General features: G+C 72.9%; 17 protein-coding genes and 1 riboswitch. Of the genes, 1 reads left to right on the top strand and 16 read right to left on the bottom strand.

Translation table 11 applies throughout. The features are described from left to right. The first annotated feature begins 233 nt into the window (after positions 1-233). A complete protein-coding gene (locus ACWV17_RS21275; RefSeq protein ID WP_455360991.1) occupies positions 234-1,169 on the top strand; it encodes an SCO1860 family LAETG-anchored protein in 936 nt (311 codons plus the stop codon). Between the two features lie 151 nt (positions 1,170-1,320). On the opposite strand, the gene cobC is transcribed toward ACWV17_RS21275, so the two are convergent. The 16 genes from cobC to ACWV17_RS21195 form a co-directional block, all read right to left on the bottom strand. After that, complete coding sequence (gene cobC, locus ACWV17_RS21270; RefSeq protein ID WP_455361018.1) at positions 1,321-2,382, bottom strand: Rv2231c family pyridoxal phosphate-dependent protein CobC; 1,062 nt, start codon at positions 2,380-2,382, stop codon at positions 1,321-1,323. Then, on the bottom strand, positions 2,366-3,319 hold the full coding sequence (locus ACWV17_RS21265) for a sirohydrochlorin chelatase (RefSeq protein WP_455360990.1): 954 nt from the start codon (positions 3,317-3,319) through the stop codon (positions 2,366-2,368). Before ACWV17_RS21265 ends, cobC begins: the two co-directional genes overlap by 17 nt. Next, positions 3,316-3,915, bottom strand: coding sequence for a precorrin-8X methylmutase (locus tag ACWV17_RS21260; RefSeq protein ID WP_455360989.1), 600 nt, complete (start codon positions 3,913-3,915; stop codon positions 3,316-3,318). The genes ACWV17_RS21265 and ACWV17_RS21260 overlap by 4 nt, the downstream gene beginning before the upstream one ends. After that, positions 3,912-5,639 carry a precorrin-3B C(17)-methyltransferase gene (cobJ, locus tag ACWV17_RS21255; RefSeq protein ID WP_455360988.1) on the bottom strand — a complete coding sequence of 576 codons (1,728 nt, stop codon included), beginning with the start codon at positions 5,637-5,639 and terminating at the stop codon, positions 3,912-3,914. The genes ACWV17_RS21260 and cobJ overlap by 4 nt, the downstream gene beginning before the upstream one ends. Beyond that, entirely contained in the window at positions 5,636-6,910 is a 1,275-nt protein-coding gene (cbiE, locus tag ACWV17_RS21250; protein WP_455360987.1) for a precorrin-6y C5,15-methyltransferase (decarboxylating) subunit CbiE, read from the bottom strand. Before cbiE ends, cobJ begins: the two co-directional genes overlap by 4 nt. Then, positions 6,907-7,755, bottom strand: coding sequence for a precorrin-4 C(11)-methyltransferase (gene cobM, locus ACWV17_RS21245; protein ID WP_455360986.1), 849 nt, complete (start codon positions 7,753-7,755; stop codon positions 6,907-6,909). Before cobM ends, cbiE begins: the two co-directional genes overlap by 4 nt. Before the next feature lie 138 nt (positions 7,756-7,893). After that, positions 7,894-8,625, bottom strand: coding sequence for a precorrin-2 C(20)-methyltransferase (cobI, locus tag ACWV17_RS21240; protein WP_455355835.1), 732 nt, complete (start codon positions 8,623-8,625; stop codon positions 7,894-7,896). Further along, positions 8,622-10,163 carry a cobyrinate a,c-diamide synthase gene (locus tag ACWV17_RS21235; RefSeq protein WP_455360985.1) on the bottom strand — a complete coding sequence of 514 codons (1,542 nt, stop codon included), beginning with the start codon at positions 10,161-10,163 and terminating at the stop codon, positions 8,622-8,624. The genes cobI and ACWV17_RS21235 overlap by 4 nt, the downstream gene beginning before the upstream one ends. Further along, a complete protein-coding gene (cobO, locus tag ACWV17_RS21230; RefSeq protein ID WP_455355833.1) occupies positions 10,157-10,756 on the bottom strand; it encodes a cob(I)yrinic acid a,c-diamide adenosyltransferase in 600 nt (199 codons plus the stop codon). The genes ACWV17_RS21235 and cobO overlap by 7 nt, the downstream gene beginning before the upstream one ends. Further along, a complete protein-coding gene (locus tag ACWV17_RS21225; protein ID WP_455360984.1) occupies positions 10,756-12,768 on the bottom strand; it encodes a putative cobaltochelatase in 2,013 nt (670 codons plus the stop codon). The genes cobO and ACWV17_RS21225 overlap by 1 nt, the downstream gene beginning before the upstream one ends. Continuing rightward, positions 12,765-16,445 (bottom strand): cobaltochelatase subunit CobN, encoded by a 3,681-nt coding sequence (gene cobN, locus ACWV17_RS21220; protein WP_455360983.1) that lies wholly within the window; start codon positions 16,443-16,445, stop codon positions 12,765-12,767. The genes ACWV17_RS21225 and cobN overlap by 4 nt, the downstream gene beginning before the upstream one ends. Then, positions 16,442-18,022 carry a cobyric acid synthase gene (locus ACWV17_RS21215; protein WP_455355830.1) on the bottom strand — a complete coding sequence of 527 codons (1,581 nt, stop codon included), beginning with the start codon at positions 18,020-18,022 and terminating at the stop codon, positions 16,442-16,444. The genes cobN and ACWV17_RS21215 overlap by 4 nt, the downstream gene beginning before the upstream one ends. Beyond that, complete coding sequence (locus ACWV17_RS21210) at positions 18,019-18,978, bottom strand: cobalamin biosynthesis protein (protein ID WP_455360982.1); 960 nt, start codon at positions 18,976-18,978, stop codon at positions 18,019-18,021. The genes ACWV17_RS21215 and ACWV17_RS21210 overlap by 4 nt, the downstream gene beginning before the upstream one ends. Before the next feature lie 294 nt (positions 18,979-19,272). Next, a riboswitch (cobalamin riboswitch) is annotated at positions 19,273-19,404 on the bottom strand. Positions 19,405-19,589: 185 nt separating this feature from the next. Then, positions 19,590-19,820, bottom strand: a complete 231-nt coding sequence (locus ACWV17_RS21205; RefSeq protein WP_455355828.1) for a hypothetical protein — start codon at positions 19,818-19,820, stop codon at positions 19,590-19,592. A 47-nt stretch (positions 19,821-19,867) separates the two neighbouring features. Then, a complete protein-coding gene (locus tag ACWV17_RS21200; protein WP_455355827.1) occupies positions 19,868-21,112 on the bottom strand; it encodes an anion permease in 1,245 nt (414 codons plus the stop codon). 183 nt (positions 21,113-21,295) lie between these two features. Beyond that, entirely contained in the window at positions 21,296-23,113 is a 1,818-nt protein-coding gene (locus ACWV17_RS21195; protein ID WP_455360981.1) for a glycoside hydrolase family 15 protein, read from the bottom strand. Positions 23,114-23,117 lie beyond the last annotated feature (4 nt).

Genomic DNA, 23,117 nt, shown 5'->3' with positions numbered 1-23,117 from the left:
GAGGTCGACCGGCGCACTCCGTACGGTCCGTGAAAACGGGTGACGTAAGGGAACCCGCGTGCCACCGGATTCGAATACAGGGACGGATACGCCACGTTGGAGTGAACTCACGTCAGGTTGCTGACCGTTCACTCTCCGTGCGTGAAGATTCCGGAGTCGAGGTCGTCGGCGCACGCGATGTCCCCCATCGGCGGCGCCGGCGGCTCCATGTCTCCTGTGAGGGTTCCACCACCTTGAACAGCAACACCTTCCGCATGCCCGCACGCCGCTGCGCCTCCGCCGTCGCGGCCGCCGCCCTGCTCGCCGGACCGGCCGCCCTGCTGGCCGCGTCCCCCGCGCAGGCCACCGGCACCACCGGCGGTGAGGGCCGGGCGAGTGCAGTCGTCCTGCGTACCGGGCTCGATGTCGCCCTGCTCAACAAGACCGTCCACGTCCCGCTGAAGGCCACCCTCAACGAGGTACAGGCGCCGGCGAGTGCCGAGGAGACCGCCCTGACGGTCACGTTGGACGGGGTCGACCGGGGCAGGCCGTTCCAGGTGCTGCGCGCGGACGTCGCCACCGCCGAGGCGACCGCCGACCGGCAGCGGGCGGAGGGCCACAGCAACCTCGCCCGGGCGAGGGTCCATGTCCCGGGGCTGCCGCTGCTGTCCCTGATCGAGGTCGAGAAGGTCACCTCGAAGGCCGTCTGCGAGGCGGGCGGGCAGCCGGTCGCGGAGTCGAACGTGCTGGGTGCGGTGACCGTGCTCGGCAAGCGGACGACACTCACCACGGGCGGTACGACGCGGGTGGCGGTGCCGGGGATCGGTGAGGTACGGCTCGACCTGTCGAAGACGGAGACCACGTCCTCCACCGCCGCCGCCACCGCGCTGCGGCTGAAGGTGTCGCTGAACCCGCTCAAGCTGAACGTCGCGGAAGTCGAGGGCGAGATCACGCTGGCGGAGGCGACGTGCGCCTCGCCCAAGGCCCCGGCCGCAGCCCCGGCCGAGATCCCCGCCAAGCAGGAGCCCGTGGGCCTGGAGGCCCAGTCCGGCGGCACCGAGCCCGCCGAGGAGTCCCTGGCCAAGACGGGCGGCAGCTCCACGACCCCGTACGTCGCGGCCGGAGCGATCGCACTCGTAGCGGCAGGAGCGGCCTCCCTGATCCTGGCCCGAGGCCGATCCCGCTCCTGACGCCGTCCGTCGGGACCGGGTGCCCCCCCCGGCGCACCGCGCCGGGGCGGTGTCGGCGCCTTCCGGTTCCCGTAGGGGGCGGCGCGCGCCCGGCCCGGCGCACGGAACGGTGACGGTCCCGGCCGCGCGCCGGGCCGCATCGCCGGGCGGGTCAGCGGGTAGTCAGGGTCAGGGCCTGGTCGAGGGCCTGGAGGAAGCGGCCCGTTGTCGACCGGTCCCGTACGGCCAGCCGGAGCCACTCCGGGCCCAGGCCCGGGAACGTGTCCCCCCGCCGGGCCGCGAAGCCCAGGCCGCGCAGCCGCTCGCGTACCTCGTCCGCCCGTTCCATCCGGACCAGGACGAACGGTCCCGCCGCCCGCTCCACCACCCGCACCTCGTCGAACTCGGCCAGTCCGGCCAGCAGATGGGCCCGGTCGGCCGCGATCCGGTGCGCGGCGTGCCCGGCCTCAGCGAGTGCCGCCGTGGACACACACGCCTCGGCGGCCGCCAGCGCCGGCGCCGAGACCGGCCACAGCGGCTGCGCCCGCTCCAGCGCGGCGACGGTCGCCGGCTCGGCCAGGACGTAACCGATCCGCAGGCCCGCCAGCCCCCACGTCTTGGTCAGGCTGCGCAGCACCACCAGTCCGGGCACGTCCACGCGCCCGGCCAGCGCCTCGCGCTCACCCGGCACCGCGTCCATGAACGCCTCGTCGACGACGAGCGTGCGCCCGGGGCGGGCCAGCCGGGCCAGGACGTCAGCGGGATGCAGTACGGACGTCGGGTTCGTCGGGTTCCCGACCACCACCAGATCCGCGTCCTCGGGGACGGCGGCGGGGTCCAGCCGGAACCCGTCCTCCTCGGCCAGCAGCACCCGTCGCACCTCGTGCCCCGCGTCCCGCAGCGCCGCCTCCGGCTCCGTGAACTGCGGGTGCACGACCACCGGCCGCCGCACCCGCAGAGCGCGCGCGAGCAGCACGAACGCCTCCGCCGCGCCCGCCGTCAGCAGCACCCGGTCCACCGGCAGCCCGTGCCGCCCCGCGACCGCCGCCCGCGCCGCCCGCCCGTCGGGGTAGGCGGCGAGTGAGTCCAGGGACGCGGCGATGCGCGCCTTGAGCCAGGCCGGGGGAGTCCCGGCTCGTACGTTCACCGCGAGATCGGTGAGATCCCCGCCGCGCACCTCCGCGTCCCCGTGGTGACGCAGATCGTGGGCACCCGCTTCAGTGGGCGTGTGCATGGCCGCTGTGGTGGTGATGGTGGTGCCCACCGTGCCCATGCCCGCCGTGACCGTGTCCATCGTGTCCGTCGTCGTCCGGGTGGAAGTGCGGCTGCTGCGGCAGGCCCACCTTGTCCTCGAACCCGGGCAGCGCGATCCGGTAGACGCACGAGTCGCAGTTCATCCGCAGATCCCCCCGCACCGCCTCCCGGTAGCGCTCCATCACCAGGCCGAGCAACTCCTCCGTCGGCCCGATGACATCGGCCGACAGCACCTCGGTCCCCGGGTGCGCCGCCGCCCAGTCCGCCGTCTGCGAACGGACCCGGTCCGGAAGGATGCCGGTGAACAGGAAGTACGGCAGGACGACGACCCGCCCCGCGCCGAGCTTCACGCACCGGTCCAGCCCCGAGGGCACGTCGGGCGCCGCGAGCGACACGAACGCGGTCTCCACCCCCGCGTAACCGCGCCCCTCCCACAGCAGCCGGGCCGCCTTGTGCACCTCGGCGTTGGCGTCCGGGTCGGTCGAACCGCGGCCCACCAGCAGCACGGTCACGTCCGAGCGGTCCGTCTCGCCGATCACCTCGTCGATCCGCCGCTCCAGCACGGACAGCAGCGCCGGGTGCGGGCCGAGCGGACGGCCGTAGGAGTACGAGATGCCGGGGTGCCGTTCCTTCTCCCGTGCCAGCGCCGCCGGGATGTCGCCCTTGGCGTGCCCGGCCGACACCAGCATCAGGGGGACCGCCGCGAAGCGCCGTACCCCCTGCTGGACCAGTTCGGTCACGGCCTCGCCCAGCGGCGGCGGGGACAGCTCGATGAAGCCGCCCGCGACGGGCAGTTCGGGGTTGCGGCGGCCGAGCTCCCGGACGAAGTCGCGGAAGGCCTCGGCTCCCGCTTCGTCCCGGGTGCCATGGCCTGCGACGAGCAGAGCGGGGGGCGGGGTGGGGTGCGGGGTGGTCACGCGTTCTCCTTGGTACCGAGGGAGGTGAGGGGGGTGTAGAGCAGGGCGTTGAGCGCGGCCGCGGCGACCGCGGAACCGCCCTTCTCGGAAACGTTGCTGACGGCGGGCAGGCCGCTCTCGCGCAGCGCGGCCTTCGACTCGGCCGCCCCGACGAAGCCGACCGGCAGGCCGATCACGAGCGCGGGCGCGGCATCGAGGATGAGCAGCTCCTCCAACGCGGTGGGTGCGCAGCCGATCACCCAGACCGCGCCGGGCCCGACCTGCTCGTACGCGAGCCGGACCGCGTGCGCGGACCGGGTCAGGCCGCCGGGACCTGCCGTGGCGTCCTTCAGCCGGCACACGCTCTCGCGGCGCGTGATGCCCGCCGCGACCATCTCGACGTCCGCGACCACGGGCGCACCGGCGTGCAGCGCGGTGTGCGCGGTACGCAGGGTGGCCTCGTCGCAGACGAGGTCGTCCGCGTACGCGAGGTCCGCGCTGGAGTGGATGACCCGCTCCACCACCGCCCGGGTGAGCGGCGGGAAGTGCGAGGTGTCGAGCCGGGTCCGCAGCCTGCGGAACGACTCCTGCTCGATGGGGTGGACGACCCTGGTCACCGTGCTCCCTCCGACTGCCACCGGTATCCCCGGGGTGTCACCATCCGGCCCGCGATCTCCCGCGTGGCCGTGTTGCCGACGGTCACCACCGTCATCATGTCCACCGTCGCCGGATCGAGTCCCGCGAGCGTCGTCAGCCTGCTGCTCTCGTCCCCGCGGGAGGCGTTGCGTACGACACCCACCGGCGTGGCCGGCGCGCGGTGCTCGGCGAGAATCCCCAGCGCCTTGGGCAGTTGCCAGTCGCGGCCGCGGCTGCGCGGGTTGTAGAAGGTCACCACGATGTCCGCCTCGGCCGCTGCGCGCACCCGGCGCTCGATGACCTCCCACGGCGTGTGCAGGTCCGAGAGGCTGATCGAGACGTGGTCGTGGCCGAGCGGCGCACCGAGGATGGCGGCGGCCGCGAGAGCGGCGGTCACCCCGGGCACCCCGACCACGTCGATGTCGTCGGCCGCCTCGGCGAGCGCGGGGGAGGCCATGGCGTACACGCCCGCGTCGCCCGAGCCGATCAGCGCGACGGCGTGGCCCCTGCGTGCCTCGGCGACGGCGGTCCGCGCCCGCTCCTCCTCGGCGCCGAGCCCGGACTCCAGGATCGTCGTCCCGGGCCGCAGCAGGTCCCGGATCTGGTCGACGTACTGGTCGAGCCCGACCAGCACCGAGGCGCGCCGCAGCTCCTCCCGAGCCCGGGGGGTGAGCAGGTCCCGCGCGCCCGGACCGAGCCCGACGACGGCCAGCCGCCCGCGCGGCGCCCGCCGCACGACGGCACAGGTGGCCATCGCGGCGCGGCCCTCGGGGGCGGACTTCCGCTTCGGTACGAGGAGTTCGCCCCCGCCGGCGAGGGCCGCGGCCTCCGCGACGGAGGGCGTCCCGACGGCGGCGAGTGGAGCCCCGGACGGGTTCGGCACCGCGATGCCGGCCAGCGTCCCGGCGTCGTACGTCCGCACGGGCACCCCGAGCCGGGCGGCGGCCCCGACGATCCCGGCCTCGCCGGCCTTGGCGTCCACGGTCGCCAGCTCCACGACGGACCCGGCGGAGAGCCCGGCGTCCCGCAGGGCACCCTCGATGAGCCCGAGCACCTCGTCGACGGGCGCGCCCTTGCTGGCGCCGACCCCGACCACGAGCGAAGGCGGCCGCACCACGGCGTCCCGCTCCCCGAGCGCGACGATCCGGTCGGTGACGAGAACGGCGGCCGGCTCGCCGGGAGCCTCGGCGGCCGTAGGCACCGGTTCCGGTACCACGTTCGGGGGCAGCGGGGGCAGGGGCCAGACCTCGTCCGCCCGCAGCGCCACCCGCTCGCCGTCCAGGATCGCTCGCGTCACCGCGGCCACCGCTCCCTCCACCGGGCGGCCCAGCGTGTCCAGTCCAGGGATGTCCGTGGCGTCCGTAGCCGTCGTCACCACCGGGGCGCAGCCGAGGATGTCCGCGACCGCGTGGGCCAGGGCGTTGGCCCCGCCGCCGTGGCCGCCCAGCAGGGCCACCGCGTGGCGCAGCGACTCGTCCACCGTGACGACGCCCGGGTCGGACGCCTTGTCCGCGAGCAGCGGCGCGATCAGACGGACCGTCGCCCCCGTCGCGAGAAAGCACACCAGCTGCTCGCACTCCGCGAACGCGCGCTCCACGGCCTCCCGCACCGGGCCCTCGTAGACCCGGGTGCGGCCGGGCCAGGCCGCGGCCAGCCGGTCGCGGGCGGCAGCGCCCGCCGCCGTGGCGGAAATCAGGCCGATCACTCGACTGCTCCTTCAATTGCCGTGTCCGAGGGGCGGTTGCCCCACAACAGGAAGACGGGGTTCGTGGCGGCGAGCCGGTGCACATCGCCGGGCAGCGGCGCGAGCCGCGAGGACTGCAGCAGTACGCCGTCGGGCACGAACCCGGCAGCCGACAGCGCGTCCCGTACCGCGGGCACCCGGTCCAGCGCCGCCATCGCGACGACCACACTGCGCCGCGCCCGCCGGGCGCACGCCGTGACGATCGCGGGCAGTTCCCGGCCGCCACCGCCGATGAACACCGCGTCCGGGTCCGCGAGATCGGACAGCACCGTGGGCGCCGCGCCGTGCACGATCCGGACGTCCACCTCGTGGGCGGCCGCGTTGGCCCGGATACGCCCGATGCCGTCCGCGGTCTTCTCGACCGCGACCACCGCCGCACCGAACCGCGCGCACTCCACGGCCACCGAACCGGACCCGGACCCTATGTCCCACACCAGGTCACCCAGGCGAGGCCCCAGCCGGGCCAGCGCCAGCGCGCGCACCTCGAACTTGGTGATCATCGAGTCCCGGTGGCTGAAGTCGTCCTCCGCCAGGGCCCATTGGGACGGGGTGGGCCGCGGGCCCGCGACCGTCCGTACCGGTGAGAGCGCCCGCGACTCGTCCAGGCACACCACCACGCTCACCGCACCCCACGCGCGGCCCGCCGCCTCGGCCGGTGACACCCGCTCCAGGCGCTCGTGCTCCGGATCCCCCAGCGCCGACGCCACCACCAGGGTGCGGTCCACCATCCGGCGGGCCAGTTCCGCACCCAGCTCCGCGGGCCCGGCGCCCGGACCGGTGAGCACCGCGGTCTTGGGATGGGCCCGGCACACGTTGACCGCCGTCCGCAGGTCCCGCCCGTGTGCGCTGACCACCACCGCGTCGTCCCAGGGCAGTCCGAGCCGTGCGAAGGCCACCGCCACCGACGCGACACCGGGCCGGACATCGAGTGCGTCCGCCCCGAAGCGCTCCGCCAGCGCCCGCACGATCCCGAAGAACCCGGGGTCGCCGGAGGCCAGCACGACCACCCCCGCGGGGCTGTCCGGGCCGTCCGGGCCGTCCTTCGCGAGGTGCGCGTCGATCGCGTCGAACGCGGGGGCCAGCGGCCCGAGCACCACGCGCGCCGCGCCGGCCGGCACCGCGGCGGCGTCGAGATGCCGCTGCCCGCCGACCACCAGCGTGGCGGCGTCCAGCGTGGCGCGGTCACGGGCGGCCGGCGGGGCGCCCGTTCCCGTACCGATGACGGTGATCACGAACCGGCCCCCTGCGCTCCCGCACCCTGGGCCCCCGCACCCTGCGCGCGCAGCGACCTGCGGGCAGCCGGGTCGGCCTTGCGGAAGCCGTGGAAGTGGCCGGGGTGGTACAGGTGCGAGCGCGTACCGGACGCGGACAGGGCCGGGCCGACGAGGAAGAGCGTGTGCTTCCAGAGCTTGTGCTCCTTGACGGTCTCCTCCAGCGTGCCGATCGTGCAGCGCAGCACCAGCTCCTCCGGCCAGGTCGCCTGGTACGCGATGACGACCGGCGTGTCCGTCGGATACCCGCCCTCCAGCAGCTCCGCCGTCAACTGCCCCGACCGCGCGGCTGACAGGAACACGGCCATCGTCGTACCGTGCCGCGCGAACTCCCGTACCTCCTCACCGGGCGGCATCGGCGTCTTGCCGCCGCCGAGCCGGGTCAGGATCACCGACTGCGCGACCTCGGGGATGGTCAGCTCCCGCTGGGCGATCGCCGCCACGGCCGAGAACGACGAGACGCCGGGCACGATCTCGACCTCGAGACCGAGCTCCGCGCAGCGGTCGACCTGCTCCTGCGTACCGCCCCACAGGGCCGGGTCACCGGAGTGCACCCTGGCCACCCGCAGGCCGTCCCGTACCGCCCGCTCGTACACCGCGACGACGTCCTCCAGCGACATCGCCGCCGAGTCCAGCACCTCCGCGCCCTCCCGGGCGTGCTCCAGGACCTCGGTCTGCACCAGGCTCGCGGCCCAGATGACGACATCGGCGTCGGCGATGGCCTTGGCGGCCCGGAACGTCAACAGGTCGGCGGCGCCGGGTCCGGCACCGACGAAGGTCACCTTGCCGGTGGGGGCAGCGGCCATGAGTAGGGGTCCTCTCGGGTCAACGGGGTGGAACTCGGGTGGAACTCGGATGTGCGCAAGGATCGGATGTGCGCGATGTGCGCAAGAAGGGGCGTCAGGTGAGCAGTGGGGCGTGGCGGCGGCCGTCGCGGGCCGGCCTCACAGCTTCCCGCCGCGGCCACCGTCGCGCCGCGCGGGTGCGATGAGCGTGGAGAGGTACGGCAACGGTCCGTCCGCCAGCTCGGCGGCCGGACGGATCGACTCCTCGTCCAGCCCCAGCGCCGAACCCCACACCGCGCCCTCGGTCCGGCCGGTCTCGCGCAGCGCGGTCGCCACCTCGTGGGCCAGCCGCCCGAACTTGTACGCCACGACCGTGCCCGGCCCTTCGAGCGCGTCCTTCAGCACGGCCGAGCCCGCCGTGACGGGGACGAGCGTCAGCGGCTCGGTCCCCTCGGTGAGCACCGCCCCGCTGCGCGCGGCCAGATCCTGCATCGCGGTGATCCCCGGAACGGTCTCGACGGCCGTCCCCGGCACCAGCTCCCCGATGGTCTGCGCGAGGTAGGTGAAGGTCGAGTACACGTTGGGATCCCCGATGGTCGCGAAGGCCACCGAGCCGTGCCGGCCCAGCAGCTCGGCGACCCGGGCACCCGCGGCGTCCCAGGCGGCCTCCCGCCGGCCGCGGTCGCTGCGCTCGTTGAGCGCGAAGACGACCCGGACCACCTTCGCCGCGTCGACGTAGTGCAGCACGGTCGCCTCGGCCCTGCCGCGCTCCCCACTGTCCATCACGGGTACGACGACGACATCGGCCTCCCGGAGCTCCCTGACCCCCTTGACGGTCACCAGCTCCGGATCGCCGGGACCCACCCCGACACCGACCAGCCTGCTGCTCATTGCGCACACCTCTCGACGAATCTCCGTGCCATGCCGGGCGTGGCCGCCCAGTGCGTATGCAGATAGCTCGCATGCACGCCCTGCTGTACGAATCCCTCCACCCGGCGCTCCGGGTGCACCAGCCCCCAGGCGGGCGCCGGGCCGGCGGCCGGTTCCAGCACGGTGCGGTGGAACTCGTGCCCCCGCAGCCGGGTACCGGCCTGTGCCAGGACACTGTCCGAGACGGCCACGGCCTCGCGGTAGCCCAGTGTCAGCCGTTCCGACATCCGCGCATCCGCGTCCAGCACTCCGCACATGGGCTTGCCGTCGAGCGACCGCGCGAGGTAGAGCAGCCCGGCGCACTCGGCGGCCAGGGGCGCGCCGCTGTGGGCCAGTTCGGCGACGGCCTTCCGGAGCGGCTCGTTGGCCGACAGCTCGGGCGCGTACACCTCGGGAAACCCCCCGCCGATGACCACCCCCGCGGTCCCGTCGGGCAGCTGCTCGTCCCGCAACGGATCAAAGGCGACGACCTCGGCCCCGGCGGCGCCAAGCAACTCGGCATGCTCGGCATAAGAAAACGTAAACGCGGCCCCCCCGGCAACAGCAACGACAGGCCGCCCCCGCCCCCGAACCCCGCCCGGCTCCATCCCGCCCGGCGCACCCTCCAGCCCGCCCGCCGCACCCCTCAGCCCGTCCTGGGGGCACCTCCCAGCGGTAGCTGGGGGAGATTGAGGACCGGGGTCTGGGGCGGAGCCCCCCCGCGGCGGAGCCGCATGTCGACGGAGCCGGGAAGGGGCGGGGTGGGGAACAGGCCCGCCGCAGGCGACCGCGACCGCTGGGTCCCACGCCTCGCCCAGCAGAGCCGGCGCGGACCGAGCCAGCGCCAGCAGCGCATCCAGATCACACCCCACCCGCACAAGCTCCGCCAACGCGGCGACAGCCGCCACCGCATCCACACGCCGCTCGGCAACCGGCACCAGCCCAAGGTGCCGCGAAGGCGCCGCTACCTGCCCCGCACGCCGCAACACCCCCAGCACCGGCACCCCAGACGCATCCAGCGCCTCGCGCAACAGCACCTCGTGCCGGTCCGAGCCCACCTTGTTCAGGATCACGCCGCCGATCCGGACCTCCGGATCCCACGACGCGAACCCGTGCACCAGCGCCGCCACCGACCGCGACTGCGACGACGCGTCCACCACCAGCACCACGGGCGCCCGCAGCAGCTTCGACACCTGTGCCGTCGAGGCCAGTTCACCGCACCCGCTCGCCCCGTCGTACAGCCCCATCACGCCCTCGACCACGGCCACATCACACCCCGCCGCGCCGTGCGCGAACAGCGGCGCGACCAGGTCCGTACCGCACATGTACGCGTCGAGATTCCGCCCCGGACGCCCGGTGGCCAGCGCGTGATAGCCCGGGTCGATGTAGTCGGGCCCGGCCTTGTGCGGGGACACCGAGAGCCCCGCCGAGGCGAAGGCCGCCATCAGGCCCGTCGCGACGGTGGTCTTGCCGCTGCCGGAGGCCGGCGCGGCGACGACCAGGCGCGGGATCGTCACCACTCGATGCCCCTCTGGCCCTTCTGGCCGGTGTCCATCGGGTGCTTGACCTTGGACATGTCCGTCACCAGGTCCGCGAAGTCCACCAGCTTCTCGGGCGCGTTGCGCCCCGTGATCACCACGTGCTGCGTGCCGGGCCGGTCGCGCAGCACCTCGATCACCTCGTCGGTGTCGACCCACCCCCAGTGCATGGGGTAGGCGAACTCGTCCAGCACGTACACCTTGTACGTCTCGGCCGCCAGGTCACGCTTGACCTGCTCCCAGCCCTCCCGCGCCGCTTCCTCGTTGTCGAGCTGCGCGTCACGCTGCACCCACGACCAGCCCTCGCCCATCTTGTGCCAGGCGACGGTCCCGCCCTCGCCGCTCGCGCCCAGCACCTTCAGCGCGTTCTCCTCGCCGACCTTCCACTTCGCGGACTTGACGAACTGGAACACCCCGATCGGCCAGCCCTGGTTCCAGGCGCGCAGCGCGAGCCCGAAGGCCGCCGTCGACTTGCCCTTGCCGATGCCCGTGTGGACCACGACGAGCGGACGGTTGCGGCGCTGGCGGGTGGTGAGCCCGTCGTCCGGTACGACGGACGGCTGTCCCTGTGGCATTACGCGGCCCTCCCGGTCCGACTTCCCTGTACGTCCCTGACCAGCCCGGCGATGCTGTCGGCCCGCAACTCGTCGAGCGTGACGGCGGTGCCGCCCAGCTCCCGGGCGAGCGCGCCCGCGAGCCCGAGCCGTACCGGCCCCGACTCGCAGTCCACGACCACCGAGGCCGTGCCCTCCACCTCGTGCAGCCGCGCGGCACGCGCCCCGAGCGCCACCGGATCCACGCCGCCGGTCGCGCGCCCGTCGGTCACGACGACGAGCAGCGCCCGGCGCGACGGATCGCGCAGCCGCTCGACGCGCAGCACGTCGTGCGCCTTGAGCAGGCCGGCCGCGAGCGGGGTCCGGCCGCCCGTCGGCAGCTGCTCCAGCCGGGCGGCGGCCGCGTCGACGGACGAGGTCGGCGGCAACGCCAGCTCGGCGTCCTTGCCCCGGAAGGTGATCAGGCCGACCTTGTCGCGCCGCTGGTACGCGTCCAGCAGCAGCGACAGCACCGCCCCCTTCACCGCGCTCATGCGCTGCCGCGCAGCCATCGAACCGGAGGCGTCCACGACGAACAGGACCAGGTTGCCCTCGCGGCCCTCCCGGGTCGCCTGCCGCAGATCGTCCCGCCGGACGACCAGACCCGGCCCGCTGCGCCCGCGCGCCCGCTGATGCGGGGCCGCGGCCTGCACGGTCGCCGCCAGGTGCAGCTTGGTGAGCGCCCCGCGGGGCCGCCGGGCCCCGGTGGTCCGGCCGTGCTCGGTACGGGCACGGGACCTGCGCCCCGCCGCCCCCGTACCCAGCCCCGGCACGCTCAGCATCTTCGTACGGAACGGCTCGCCCGCCTGCGCGGCGGACCGTTCACCGCTGCCCGCGGACGCGCTGCTCTCGCCGCCCTCGGACGGCTCGGGCTGCGCGGGGTCGGTGTCCTGAGCTCCGTCCGATCCGTCGTCCGGTCCGTCACCCTGGGGCGGCTGACCACCCCCGTCCGGCCCGCCGTCCGGGTCGGGATCGTCGTCGTCCTCCCCGCCGAACTGCTCCAAGGTCTCGTCGAGCTTGTCCTCGTCGAGTCCGGGCGCGTCGAAGGGATTGCGCCTGCGCCGGTGGGGGAGCGCGAGCAGCGCGGCCTGCCGTACATCCTCGGCGAGTACGTCCGTTCGCCCCGCCCAGGCAGCCAGCGCGGTGGCTGTCCGGGCCATCACGATGTCGGCGCGCATGCCGTCCACCTCGAAAGCGGCGCACGTGGCCGCGATCTGCCGCAACGCGGCGTCCCCGAGGCGCACCTCCGGGAGCAGCGCCCGCGCCGCGACGATCCGCGCCCGCAGGGCGTCCTCCTCGGCGGCCCACTTGGCCGCGAAGCCCACCGGATCGTCGTCGTACGCGAGCCGCCGACGCACGACCTCCACGCGCTGGTCGGGCTCGCGCGAGGCAGCCACCTCCACCGTCAGCCCGAACCGGTCGAGCAGCTGCGGCCGCAGCTCGCCCTCCTCAGGGTTCATGGTCCCGACGAGCAGGAAGCGGGCGGCGTGCCGTACGGACACACCCTCGCGCTCCACGTACGACGCACCCATGGCGGCGGCGTCCAGCAGCAGATCGACCAGATGGTCATGAAGAAGATTGACCTCGTCGACGTACAGGATCCCGCGGTGCGCATCGGCCAACAAGCCGGGCTCGAACGCCTTCACGCCCTCCGCGAGCGCCCGCTCGATGTCGAGCGCGCCGACGAGCCGGTCCTCGGAGGCACCGACGGGCAGCTCGACCATCCTGGCCGGCCGGGCGGTCCCGCCGGCCTCGTGCGGTCCATCCGGGCACGCGGGATCGGGCGCACCCGGCGCACACGAAAAACGACACCCGGCAACGACCGCGACCTCCGGCAAGAGCGCCGAAAGGGCCCGCACGGCCGTGGACTTGGCCGTCCCCTTCTCGCCCCGGACCAGCACGCCACCCACGGCGGGCGACACCGCGTTCAGCAGCAGCCCGAGCCGCAGATCGTCCATCCCGACGATCGCTGTGAACGGATAGGGAACACTCATGCGTCGTCACCCTCCAGATCGCCCTCGAGTTCGAGGTAGGTCTGCCGGAGCCGGTCCAGGGTGTCCTGGTCCGGTTCCTCCCAGAGCCCGCGGTCGGCTGCCTCCAGCAGGCGCTCGGTGATGCCCCGCAGCGCCCATGGGTTGGACTTCTGCATGAACTCCCGGTTCTCCGGGGCGAAGACGTACTCGGACGCCAACTTCTCGTACATCCAGTCGTCGACCACGCCCGCCGTCGCGTCGTACCCGAAGAGGTAGTCCACGGTCGCGGCCATCTCGAAAGCGCCCTTGTAGCCGTGCCTCCTCATCGCGCTCATCCAGCGCGGGTTGACCACCCGGGCGCGGAAAACTCGGTGCGTCTCCTCGCCCAGCGTGCGCGTCTTCACCTGGTCCGGGACCGCCGAGTCACCCACATAAGCCTCAGGGGAGGCACCCGTCAGATGCCGCACCATCGCGACCATCCCGCCGTGGTACTGGAAGTAGTCGTCCGCGTCGACAAGATCATGTTCCCTCGTGTCGACATTCTTCGCCGCCACCGCGATCCGCCGGAACGCCGTCTCCATGTCCCCGCGCGCCCCCCGCCCGTCCAGCCCGCGGCCGTACGCGTATCCGCCCCAGACCGCGTACACCTCGGCCAGGTCCGCGTCCGAGCGCCAGTTCCGCGCATCGATCAGCGGCAGCAGACCCGCCCCGTACGCACCGGGCTTGGAGCCGAAGATCCGGGCCGTGGCACGCCGCCGGTCACCGTGTTCCGCCGTGTCCTCGTCAGCGTGGGCGCGCACGTAGTTCGACTCGGCCGGCTCGTCCAGCTCGGCCACCGCCCGTACGGCGTCGTCGATCAGGCCCACCACATGCGGGAAGGCATCCCGGAAGAAGCCCGAGATACGGACGGTGACGTCGATGCGCGGCCGGCCCAGTTCCGCCACCGGTACGACCTCGAAGCCGGTCACCCGGCGCGAGGCGTCGTCCCACACCGGCCGGCAGCCCAGCAGCGCGAGGATCTCGGCGATGTCGTCGCCCTGGGTGCGCATCGCGGACGTGCCCCAGACCGTCAGGCCGACCGACTTCGGGTAGTCGCCGGTGTCCGCGAGGTAACGCGCCACGAGCGAGTCGGCGAGCGCCTGGCCCACCTCCCACGACAGCCGGGACGGGATCGCCTTGGGGTCGACGGAGTAGAAGTTGCGCCCCGTCGGCAGGACGTTGACCAGCCCGCGCGTCGGTGAACCGGACGGCCCGGCGGGGACGTAACCGCCGTCGAGCGCGTGCAGGACGTTGCCGATCTCGTCGGTCGTACGGGCCAGCCGCGGCACCACCTCCTCGCACGCGAAACCCAGCACGGCCACGGCAGAAGGGAGTTCGTCACCGAGGACCTCATCGACCAGCCCGGCCACCGCCGAGACGTCCCAGCCGCGCTCCTCCATCCCCTCCGCGAGCCGCCGGCACAGTTGCTCCAGCAGGTCGATCGCGTCGGCGCCGGTACGCGCCGGCCCGTCGACCAGCGCGGTCAGTTCCACCGGCACCTTCACGGCCGCGCCCGGCTCACCGAGCAGTGCCTTCTCCTCCAGCCCGAAGTGCTCGGCGAGAGCCGCCCTGAGCCCCGGCAGCGCGTTCGCCGTCCCGCCCCACACCTGCGAGGCCCGCAGCACCGCCAGGACCAGGTTGACCCGGGCCTCGGCCTCGGGGCCACCGCCCAGGATGTGCAGGCCGTCGCGGATCTGGACGTCCTTGATCTCGCAGAGGTAGCCGTCGATGTGCATGACGAACTCGTTGAAGTCGCCGTCGTCCGGCTGCTCGTCGACATGCAGGTCGTGGTGGAGCTCGGCGGCCTTGACCAGCGTCCAGATCTGCGCGCGGACGGCCGGCGCCTTCACCGGGTCGAGGTCGCTGACGAGCGCGTACTCGTCGAGCAGCTGCTCCAGCTTGGCCAGGTCGCCGTACGTGTCGGCGCGCGCCATCGGCGGCACCAGATGGTCCACGACCGTGGCGTGGCCGCGGCGCTTGGCCTGCGTGCCCTCGCCCGGGTCGTTGACGATGAACGGGTAGATCAGCGGCAGTTCGCCCAGGACGGCGTCGGGGCCGCAGCCCGCCGACAGTCCGAGGCCCTTGCCCGGCAGCCACTCCATGGTGCCGTGCTTGCCCATGTGGACGATCGCGTCGGCGCCGAATGAATTGTCCAGCCAGCGGTACGCCGCCATGTAGTGGTGCGAGGGCGGCATGTCCGGGTCGTGGTAGATCGCGATCGGGTTCTCCCCGAAGCCACGCGGCGGCTGGATCATCACCACGACATTCCCGAACTGCAGGGACGCCAGCACGATGTCGTCGCCGTCCACGTACAACTGGCCCGGCGGCTCGCCCCAGTGCTCCAGCATGCCGTCGCGCAGGCCGGGCTCCAGCCGGTCGAACCAGGCCCGGTAGTCGGCGAGCGGCACGCGCGCCGGCGCGGCCGCGAGCTGCTCCTCCGTCAGCCACTCCACGTCGTGACCGCCGGCGTTGATCAGCCGGTGGATCAGCTCGTCGCCGTTGTCCGGGTGGCCTTCGACCAGGTAACCGGCGTCACGCAGGGCGTCCAGCACCCGTACCGCGGACGCGGGTGTGTCCAGCCCCACCGCGTTGCCGACGCGCGAGTGCTTGGTCGGGTAGGCGGTGAAGACAAGCGCGAGCTTCTTCTCGCCGTTGGGCTTGTGCTTCAACGCGGCGTGGCGTACGGCGATCCCGGCGACCCGCGCGGCCCGTTCGGGGTCGGCGACGTACACCGGTACGTCGTCGGGACCCTGCTCCTTGAAGGAGAAGGGGACCGTGATGAGCCGCCCGTCGAACTCGGGGATCGCGACCTGCATCGCGGCGTCCATGGGGGAGAGGGCCGCGTCCGACTCGTCCCACGCGGCGCGCGAGGACGTCAGGCACAGGCCCTGCAGTACGGGTACGTCGAGGTCGGCGAGCGCGCCGATGTCCCAGGCCTCGTCGTCGCCGCCGGCGGAGGCGTCCGAAGCGCGCGTCCCGCCCGCCGCCAGGACGGTGGCGATCAGCGCGTCGGCCCGGCCCAGCAGCTCGTACAGTTCGGGTTCGGCGCCGCGCAGTGAACCGCAGTACACGGGCAGGGCGTTGGCGCCCTTCGCCTCGATCGCGTCGCACAGCGTGTCGACGAAGGCCGTGTTCCCGGAGAGCTGGTGCGCCCGGTAGAAGAGCACGCCGACGGTCGGCCGCCCCGCCACCTGCGCACGCTCACCGTGCAGCCCCCACTCGGGCATCCTCCGCGGCTCCTCGCTGTGCCTGGTCTGCGCGCCTCCGGCGCGGCCGTGCCCGGCGAGCAGCACGTCCTCGGTCAGGAACCGGGCCAGCTGGACCAGGTTCGCCGGGCCGCCCTCGACGAGATACCGCAGCGCCTCCGCGACGGCGCCCGCGTGCACCGACGACTCGGCCATCAGTTCCGCGTCCGGTACGGCCTCGCCGCCCAGCAGAACGGTCGGGATCCCGGCCGCCTTCAGCGCGGCGAGACCGTCCTCCCAGGCCCGCTTGCCGCCCAGCAGCCGTACGACGGCCACCGAGGAACCCTCGATCAGCGCGGGCAGCTCGGCCGCGACGTCGATCCGGGTCGGGTTGCCGATGCGGTACGGCGCGCCGGAGGCCCGGGCCGCCAGCAGGTCCGTATCGGCGGTGGACAGCAACAGCACGGTGCTCATGGCGCTCCAGGTGCGATGAAGGGAAGTCCTGACGGTGCGCCCGACTCGATCAGCCGCAGCAGCGCACCCGTGTCCGCGTGTTCTTCGATCAGATCGCCCAGCAGGTCCAGCTGCTCCTCGCGCAGCGTCCCGAACGACGTGTCCGGCGCGGGTACGAAGCGGCGTCCCGCGGCGGCGGCCACCTCCCGCAGGAACGCGCGCCGGAAGCCGTCGCTCTCCAGCGATCCGTGCCAGTGGGTGCCCCAGACGTCGCCGGCCCGGCAGCCGTCCAGGAAGGGGGTGCCGCCGAGAACTTCGGCCACCCCGTGGTGGATCTCGTATCCCTCGACGGGCTCGCCGAGCGCCTCCCCGACGGGCCGGGCGAGCGTCTTCTCGACGGCGAACCGGACCCGGACCGGCAGCAGTCCGAGCCCCGGGACGTGGCCCGCCCGTGACTCGACCTCGTCCTCGATGTGTGCGCCGAGCAGCTGGAAGCCGCCGCAGATGCCCAGTACGGGCCGGCCCTCGGCGGCGCGCCGCGCGATCGCCTCCGCGAGACCGCGCTCCCGCAGCCACTCCAGCGCCCGGACGGTGCCGCGCGTTCCCGGCACCACCACCAGGTCGGCGTCGGCGAGTTCCTCGGCGCGGTCCACGAACCGCACGACGACGCCGGGCTCGGCGGCCAGCGCGTCGACGTCCGTGAAGTTGGACATCAGCGGCACCGCGCACACCGCGACCCGCAGCACGTCCTCGCCGACCGGCGGGGCGACGACGGACTCGCGTACGGCGCCCCGTAGCGAGACCCGCAGCCCGTCCTCCTCGTCGATGCCGAGCCCGTGCCGGAACGGCAGCACACCGTACGTCTGACGTCCGGTCAGCCCCCGGAGCATCTCCAGGCCGGGCTCCAGCAGTGACACATCGCCGCGGAACTTGTTGACGAGGTAGCCCGCGATCAGCGACTGGTCCTCGGCGCTCAACAAGGCGGTCGTGCCGAAGAAGGAGGCGAAGACGCCCCCGCGGTCGATGTCTCCCACCACGACCACCGGGAAGTCCGCCGCCCGGGCGATGCCCATGTTGACGATGTCCGTACGCCGCAGGTTGATCTCGGCAGGACTGCCGGCCCCCTCACAGATCACGGCGTCATACGTGCCCCGCAGTTCCTCCAGGCACGCCGTGACGGTCCCGAGAAGTGCCTCCTGCCGGCCGCCATGCAGCGTTTTTCCGGGGGACACTGCGTCTGATTGCGGCTCCGCCGCGGGCCCAGGCCCCCCGAAGAACCCACGCGCGCTCATCTCACCCACCGGCTTCCCCATCAGCACCACCTGGCTGCTGCGGTCGCTGCCGGGCTTGAGCAGTACGGGATTCATCAGCGCGCTCGGCTCGACCCGTGCCGCCTGGGCCTGCATCGCCTGGGCCCGCCCGATCTCCGCGCCCTCGCGCGTGACGAACGAGTTCAGCGACATGTTCTGCGCCTTGAAGGGCGCGACCTTCACCCCGGTGCGTACCAGCCACCGGCAGATCCCGGCCGTGACAACGCTCTTGCCGGCGTCCGACGTAGTGCCGGCGACCAGCAGTCCACCCCCGCGCGTGCGGTTCATGCGGTCCTCCTCCGTCCAGCGATCAGCCGGCCGGCGACGAGCCGGCCCGCGACGCACACCCCCAGGGCCACCCCGGTGACCACGCGCGACAGCTTCACGGCGCGGTCGATGTCGGCCACCTCGACCGGCCGGCCACCGGCGTTCAGCACCGGCCGGTGTTCGACGCGGCCGGCGTACGAGAGGGTGCCGCCGAGCCGTACGCCCAGCGCTCCGGCGAACGAGGCCTCCACCGGCCCGGCGTTGGGGCTCGGGTGTTTTGCCGCGTCCTGCCGCCAGGCCCGTACCGCCCCCCGGCGGTCGGGCCCGGCCAGTACGGCGGCGGCCGCGGTCAGCCGGGAGCCCGGCCCGCCCGCCACGTCGTCGAGCCGGGCCGAGGCCCAGCCGTACCGCAGGTACCGGGGTGACTTGTGCCCGACCATGGCGTCCAGGGTGTTCACCGCGCGGAACGCGAGCAGGCCGGGGACGCCCGCGACGGCGCCCCACACCAGGGCCCCCACCACCGCGTCGGAGGTGTTCTCGGCGACGGACTCCACGACGGCGCGGGCGATCTGACGGCCGTCCAGGGACTGCGGGTCGCGCCCGCACAGACGGGGCAGCCGTTCCCGGGCGACGTCGAGGTCGCCGGCCGCCAGCGCGCCGCCGATGGCCCGGGCCTCGCGGCCCAGCGACGTCCCGCCCACCACGGCCCAGGTCGCCGCGGCGGTCAGCGCGGCATGGGCGGCGGGACGGGAGCGTACGGCGCGGGCGGCCAGCGCGCCGGCGGCGGCCGCGCCCCCGGCGCACACCACGGCGTGCAGCGCGCCCCACCCGCGGTGGTCATGCCACAGGACCTTCTCGACGGCGGTGGCGGCCCGCCCGAACGCGGCGACCGGATGCCCGCGGCGGGGATCGCCGAGGACGAGGTCGCCGAGCAGGCCGGCGGTCACGCCGTATGCACATACGCGATCGGCACGCATGGGTTCAGCCGGCCGATACGCCTAGGCCCTGTCCGGGCGATCTTCTCGGGCCCGCGGCGCCAGCTACGGCACCTCGCCGCGTTGTCGGAGTAGCCCAAGTACATCCAGTACGAGGGCGATCCTCCGCCTTGCGATGCACCGCATCTGACGCCGCGGGCTGATCCTCAAAGATCGCCCGGACAGGACCTCGGCGGGACCCCGTACTCGTACTCACATGGACAACTGAACCGCAGCCCGGCATGGCGAAAGTCCTCACTCAGGGTCCGCGCCCTGGTTCGACGTGACCGGCGGTGAGAGTCTCCTGGCTCCCGGATCGGCAACTCCCCCGGCCTTCCAGCCCGTACGCACGGGCCGTGACTTCCGGTGTGGGGGAGTGCTCCCCGGTGACAGTGGCGGGACCGCGCCGGATTCGCACCGGACTTCCTCTCCTGCCGCCGTTTGGCTCCGGAAGTCCACCACGCCCCGCGAACGCCCGTCAACTCGCCGTTGACCTGCGGCGGGACAGTGTGCGAAGCCCCACACCGGCGGGAACGCGAACGCCCCCGGCAGGAGTCCGTGAGGGACCCGCCGGGGGCGGTCGGCTTGCCGGTGCGGTCGGCTGCCGGGTTGGGTCAGACGACGATCAGATAGATCCCGTACGCCACCGCCGCCGCGCAGAGCGCGAAGCAGGCGTACGCGCCGGTGCGGGCCAGGGCCGCGGCGCCGGCGGAGCCTCCCTGCGCGGTGGCGGACTCCTGCTTGGAGAGGCCGACGATGCCGAGGGTGAACAGGCCCACCAGGGCGACGGTGGCCGTGAGGCTGACTCCGAAGACGGAGCCGAGAGCTGCCCAGTCGATCTTCATACTGCTGATTCCTTCACTCGTCGAGTGCGTCGAGCGCGTCGAGCTGGTCAGACGGTCGCGGGCTGCGGCGGTTCGGGGGACGCGGGCGCCGGGGCGGGGATGGTGGCCTTCAGTTCGCCGGTGGTGGCGGTGGTGACGCCGGCCGGCGGCGGGGTGACGGCGGCCATCGCGGCGGTCACGACGCCCGCGGGCTCGCCGTCGGCGCCGGTCTCGTTGACGTTGGTGTGGTCGACGACCTGGCGGCGGGAGACCAGCCAGATCGCGAGGCAGGAGCTGACGAGGAAGACCGCGACGGCGGCGACACCCCAGTTGCCCTGCCTGGTGACGAGCTCCGCGCCCGCCGCGACAAGGCCGGCCGCCGGCAGGGTCAGGCCCCAGGCGATGAACATGCGGGTCGCGGTGGACCAGCGGACCACACCGCCCTTGCGTCCGAGACCGGAGCCCATCACCGCGCCGGAGCACGAGTGGGTGGTGGAGAGGGAGAAGCCGAGGTTCGAGGAGGCCAGGATGACGCTCGCCGCGCTGGTCTGGGCGGCGAAGCCCTGCTGCGGCTGGAGGTCGGTGAGACCCTTGCCCATGGTGCGGATGATGCGCCAGCCACCGAGGTAGGTGCCGAGGGCGATCGCGACACCGGCCGAGAGGATGACCCACAGAGGCGGGTTCGAGCCGGGGGCGAGAGCGCCGCCGGCGACCAGGGCGAGGGTGATGATGCCCATGGTCTTCTGCGCGTCGTTGGTGCCGTGCGCCAGCGAGACGAGGCCCGCGGAGCTGATCTGGCCGACGCGGTAGCCCTTGGCCGACGCCTTCTCGTTGGTCTTGCTGCTCAGTTTGTACGTGAGCCGGGTGGCGAGCATCGCGGCGACACCGGCGACCAGCGGGGCGGCGATCGCGGGGATCAGCACCTTGGTGACGACGACGTCGCCGTTGACTCCGCCGAAGCCGACCGAGGCGACGGTGGCGCCGACCAGGCCGCCCATCAGGGCGTGCGAGGAACTGGACGGCAGGCCGACCAACCAGGTCAGCAGATTCCACAGGATGGCGCCGACGAGCGCCGCGAAAATGACTTCGGGCCTGATGCCCTCTTCGTTGACGAGTCCGCTGGAGATCGTCTTGGCGACTTCCACCGAGAGGAAAGCGCCGACGAGGTTGAGCACGGCGGACATGGCCACCGCCGTCTTGGGCTTGAGAGCGCCGGTCGAGATGGTCGTCGCCATCGCGTTGGCTGTGTCGTGGAAACCGTTCGTGAAATCGAACACGAGGGCGGTGACGATCACAATCCCAAGCAGAATCATGGCCTCATGTGCCATCAGGGGTCATCCGTTTCCGTATGCGGCTGGCGGCCTGAGAAAAGCCGAGGCGTCCATACGTCTCGGCTCTGGCCGAACGTACGTTGACTTGGTGAACGGAAGATGAACTGACACGGGACCCCAGGTAACCTGACCTGCGGGTTACCAAGCCACTACGGAGAGCCCCCGCTAGGTCGCGACCTGTTCGGCCTGGTGGATGGCGCCGGCGGCATTGATCAGCCCGATGTGGCTGAAGGCCTGGGGATAGTTGCCGAGCGCCTCTCCGGTGGCTGAGGAGACCTCTTCGGCAAGGAGACCGACATCGTTGGCATGATCGAGGGCGGTCTCGAAAACGTCTCGCGCACGGGTCGCTTCACCGATCAGGGCCAGAGCGTGAGCGAGCCAGAACGTGCACAGGAGGAACGATCCTTCCTCGGCCGCGATGTCGTCGCTGAGGTAGCGGCGTACCAGGCCGTGGGCATCGGTGAGCCGGGCCGCGATCGCCTCCACGGTGGAGCGGACGCGGGCGTCGTGGCCCGGGAGGAATCCGACGAGCGGAAGCATGAGCGCCGAGGCGTCGAGCTCGTCACTTTCGAATGACTGGGTGAATGCGCCCAGGCGGGCGTTCCATCCGCGGGTTTCGATGGCCGTGCGGATCTGGGCGCGGGTTCGCTTCCATTCGGTGACGCGGTCGGAGGTGGCAGCCAGCGCGGGGGCCATGTCGATGGCCCGGTCCAGCGCGACCCAGCACATCAGTTTGGAGTGCAGGAAGTGCCGGCTGGGCCCGCGTACCTCCCAGATGCCCTGGTCGGGTTCGCTCCAGCGGCGTGCAGCCGCCTCGGCCGCTTGCAGCAGCAGGGTGCGGGTGTGTGGGTCGAGCTGCTCGCCGGAGGGAAGCGTCTGGTGGGCCGCGTCCAGCAGTTCCCCGTAGACGTCGAGCTGACGTTGTTGCCAGGCGCCGTTGCCGACGCGCACCGGCGCGTTCCCGCGCCAGCCGCTCAGATGCGGCACGATGCGTTCGCTCAGGTCTCTCTCGCCGCCGATCCCGTACATGATCTGCAGGTCCACTCCGCGTTCCAGCTGAGTGGCCGCGGCGCGGGCGAGAAAGCCGAAGAATGCCGCCTTCTCCTTCTGGCAGGCGGTGGTTGCCAGTGCCTGGAGGGTGAAGCTGGCGTCGCGCACCCAGGAGTAGCGGTAGTCCCAGTTGCGGTCGCCGCCGATGCTCTCGGGCAGTGATGTGGTGGCCGCCGCGACGATGGCACCGGTGGGAGCGAAGGTCAAGGCCTGCAGCACGCGTCCGCTGTGGCCGACGTGTTCCTGCCAGGGACCACGGTAGCCCTGGTGGGCCTGCGACCACGAGCGCCAGGCCTTGATGGTGTCGTTCAGACGGCGCCGGATACGCCGTGCGCGCCAAGGCGCCGGCTCGGCACCCCAGGGTGACCCGGCGTGCAGGGCGAAGCCGACCTGCTGTCCTGCCGTCAGCGACACCTCGCCATGCGCGGTGGACCTGCCGACCTCCAGGGCGACAGGGGAAGACAGCATCAGAAGATGAGCGCCGCCGTAAGCCGTCAGCCCGCCGCGCACAGGCGTCATCACGGGGTGGACGAGACCGTACTCCGGACGCGGCGCATAGCTGATCTCAACGTTCACCGAACCGGCCGTGCAAGTGATCTGACGCAGCAGGACGCCGGGCGAGGAGGCGCCCAGCTCATGTCCGCGTTCGCGGTCTCCCATCGCGAGCGCGTCGAGCAGGACCACCGTCCCCGTCGGTGCGCGGAAGGTCGTCTCGAGCACGAGTGTCTCTCGCGCATACCGGCGGCTGACGTCAGCGGGCCCGCTGGGTCGGATTGACCAGTGTCCGGCGTCTTCGTCAAGCAGCCGGCCGAAGATCGCGGGGCTGTCGAACCGGGGAATGCACAGCCAGTCGACCGAGCCGTCGGTGCCGACCAGGGCCGCCGAACGACGGTCCGACAGCACAGCGTAATCATGAATCGGACGTGTACTCACCACA

The sequence above is a fragment of the Streptomyces mabaensis genome (assembly GCF_053763515.1).
Note: the sequence above shows the minus strand (reverse complement) of the source record. Positions and strands in the feature narration are given on the sequence as shown.

Coding starts and splice junctions, on each gene's coding strand:
- cobC (WP_455361018.1), bottom strand. CDS start 2,382: ATGCACACGCCCACTGAAGCGGGTGCCCACGATCTGCGTCACCACGGG.
- cobM (WP_455360986.1), bottom strand. CDS start 7,755: ATGGCCGCTGCCCCCACCGGCAAGGTGACCTTCGTCGGTGCCGGACCC.
- cobI (WP_455355835.1), bottom strand. CDS start 8,625: ATGAGCAGCAGGCTGGTCGGTGTCGGGGTGGGTCCCGGCGATCCGGAG.
- cobO (WP_455355833.1), bottom strand. CDS start 10,756: ATGCCACAGGGACAGCCGTCCGTCGTACCGGACGACGGGCTCACCACC.
- ACWV17_RS21225 (WP_455360984.1), bottom strand. CDS start 12,768: ATGAGTGTTCCCTATCCGTTCACAGCGATCGTCGGGATGGACGATCTG.
- cobN (WP_455360983.1), bottom strand. CDS start 16,445: ATGAGCACCGTGCTGTTGCTGTCCACCGCCGATACGGACCTGCTGGCG.
- ACWV17_RS21215 (WP_455355830.1), bottom strand. CDS start 18,022: ATGAACCGCACGCGCGGGGGTGGACTGCTGGTCGCCGGCACTACGTCG.
- ACWV17_RS21210 (WP_455360982.1), bottom strand. CDS start 18,978: ATGCGTGCCGATCGCGTATGTGCATACGGCGTGACCGCCGGCCTGCTC.
- ACWV17_RS21205 (WP_455355828.1), bottom strand. CDS start 19,820: ATGAAGATCGACTGGGCAGCTCTCGGCTCCGTCTTCGGAGTCAGCCTC.
- ACWV17_RS21200 (WP_455355827.1), bottom strand. CDS start 21,112: ATGATTCTGCTTGGGATTGTGATCGTCACCGCCCTCGTGTTCGATTTC.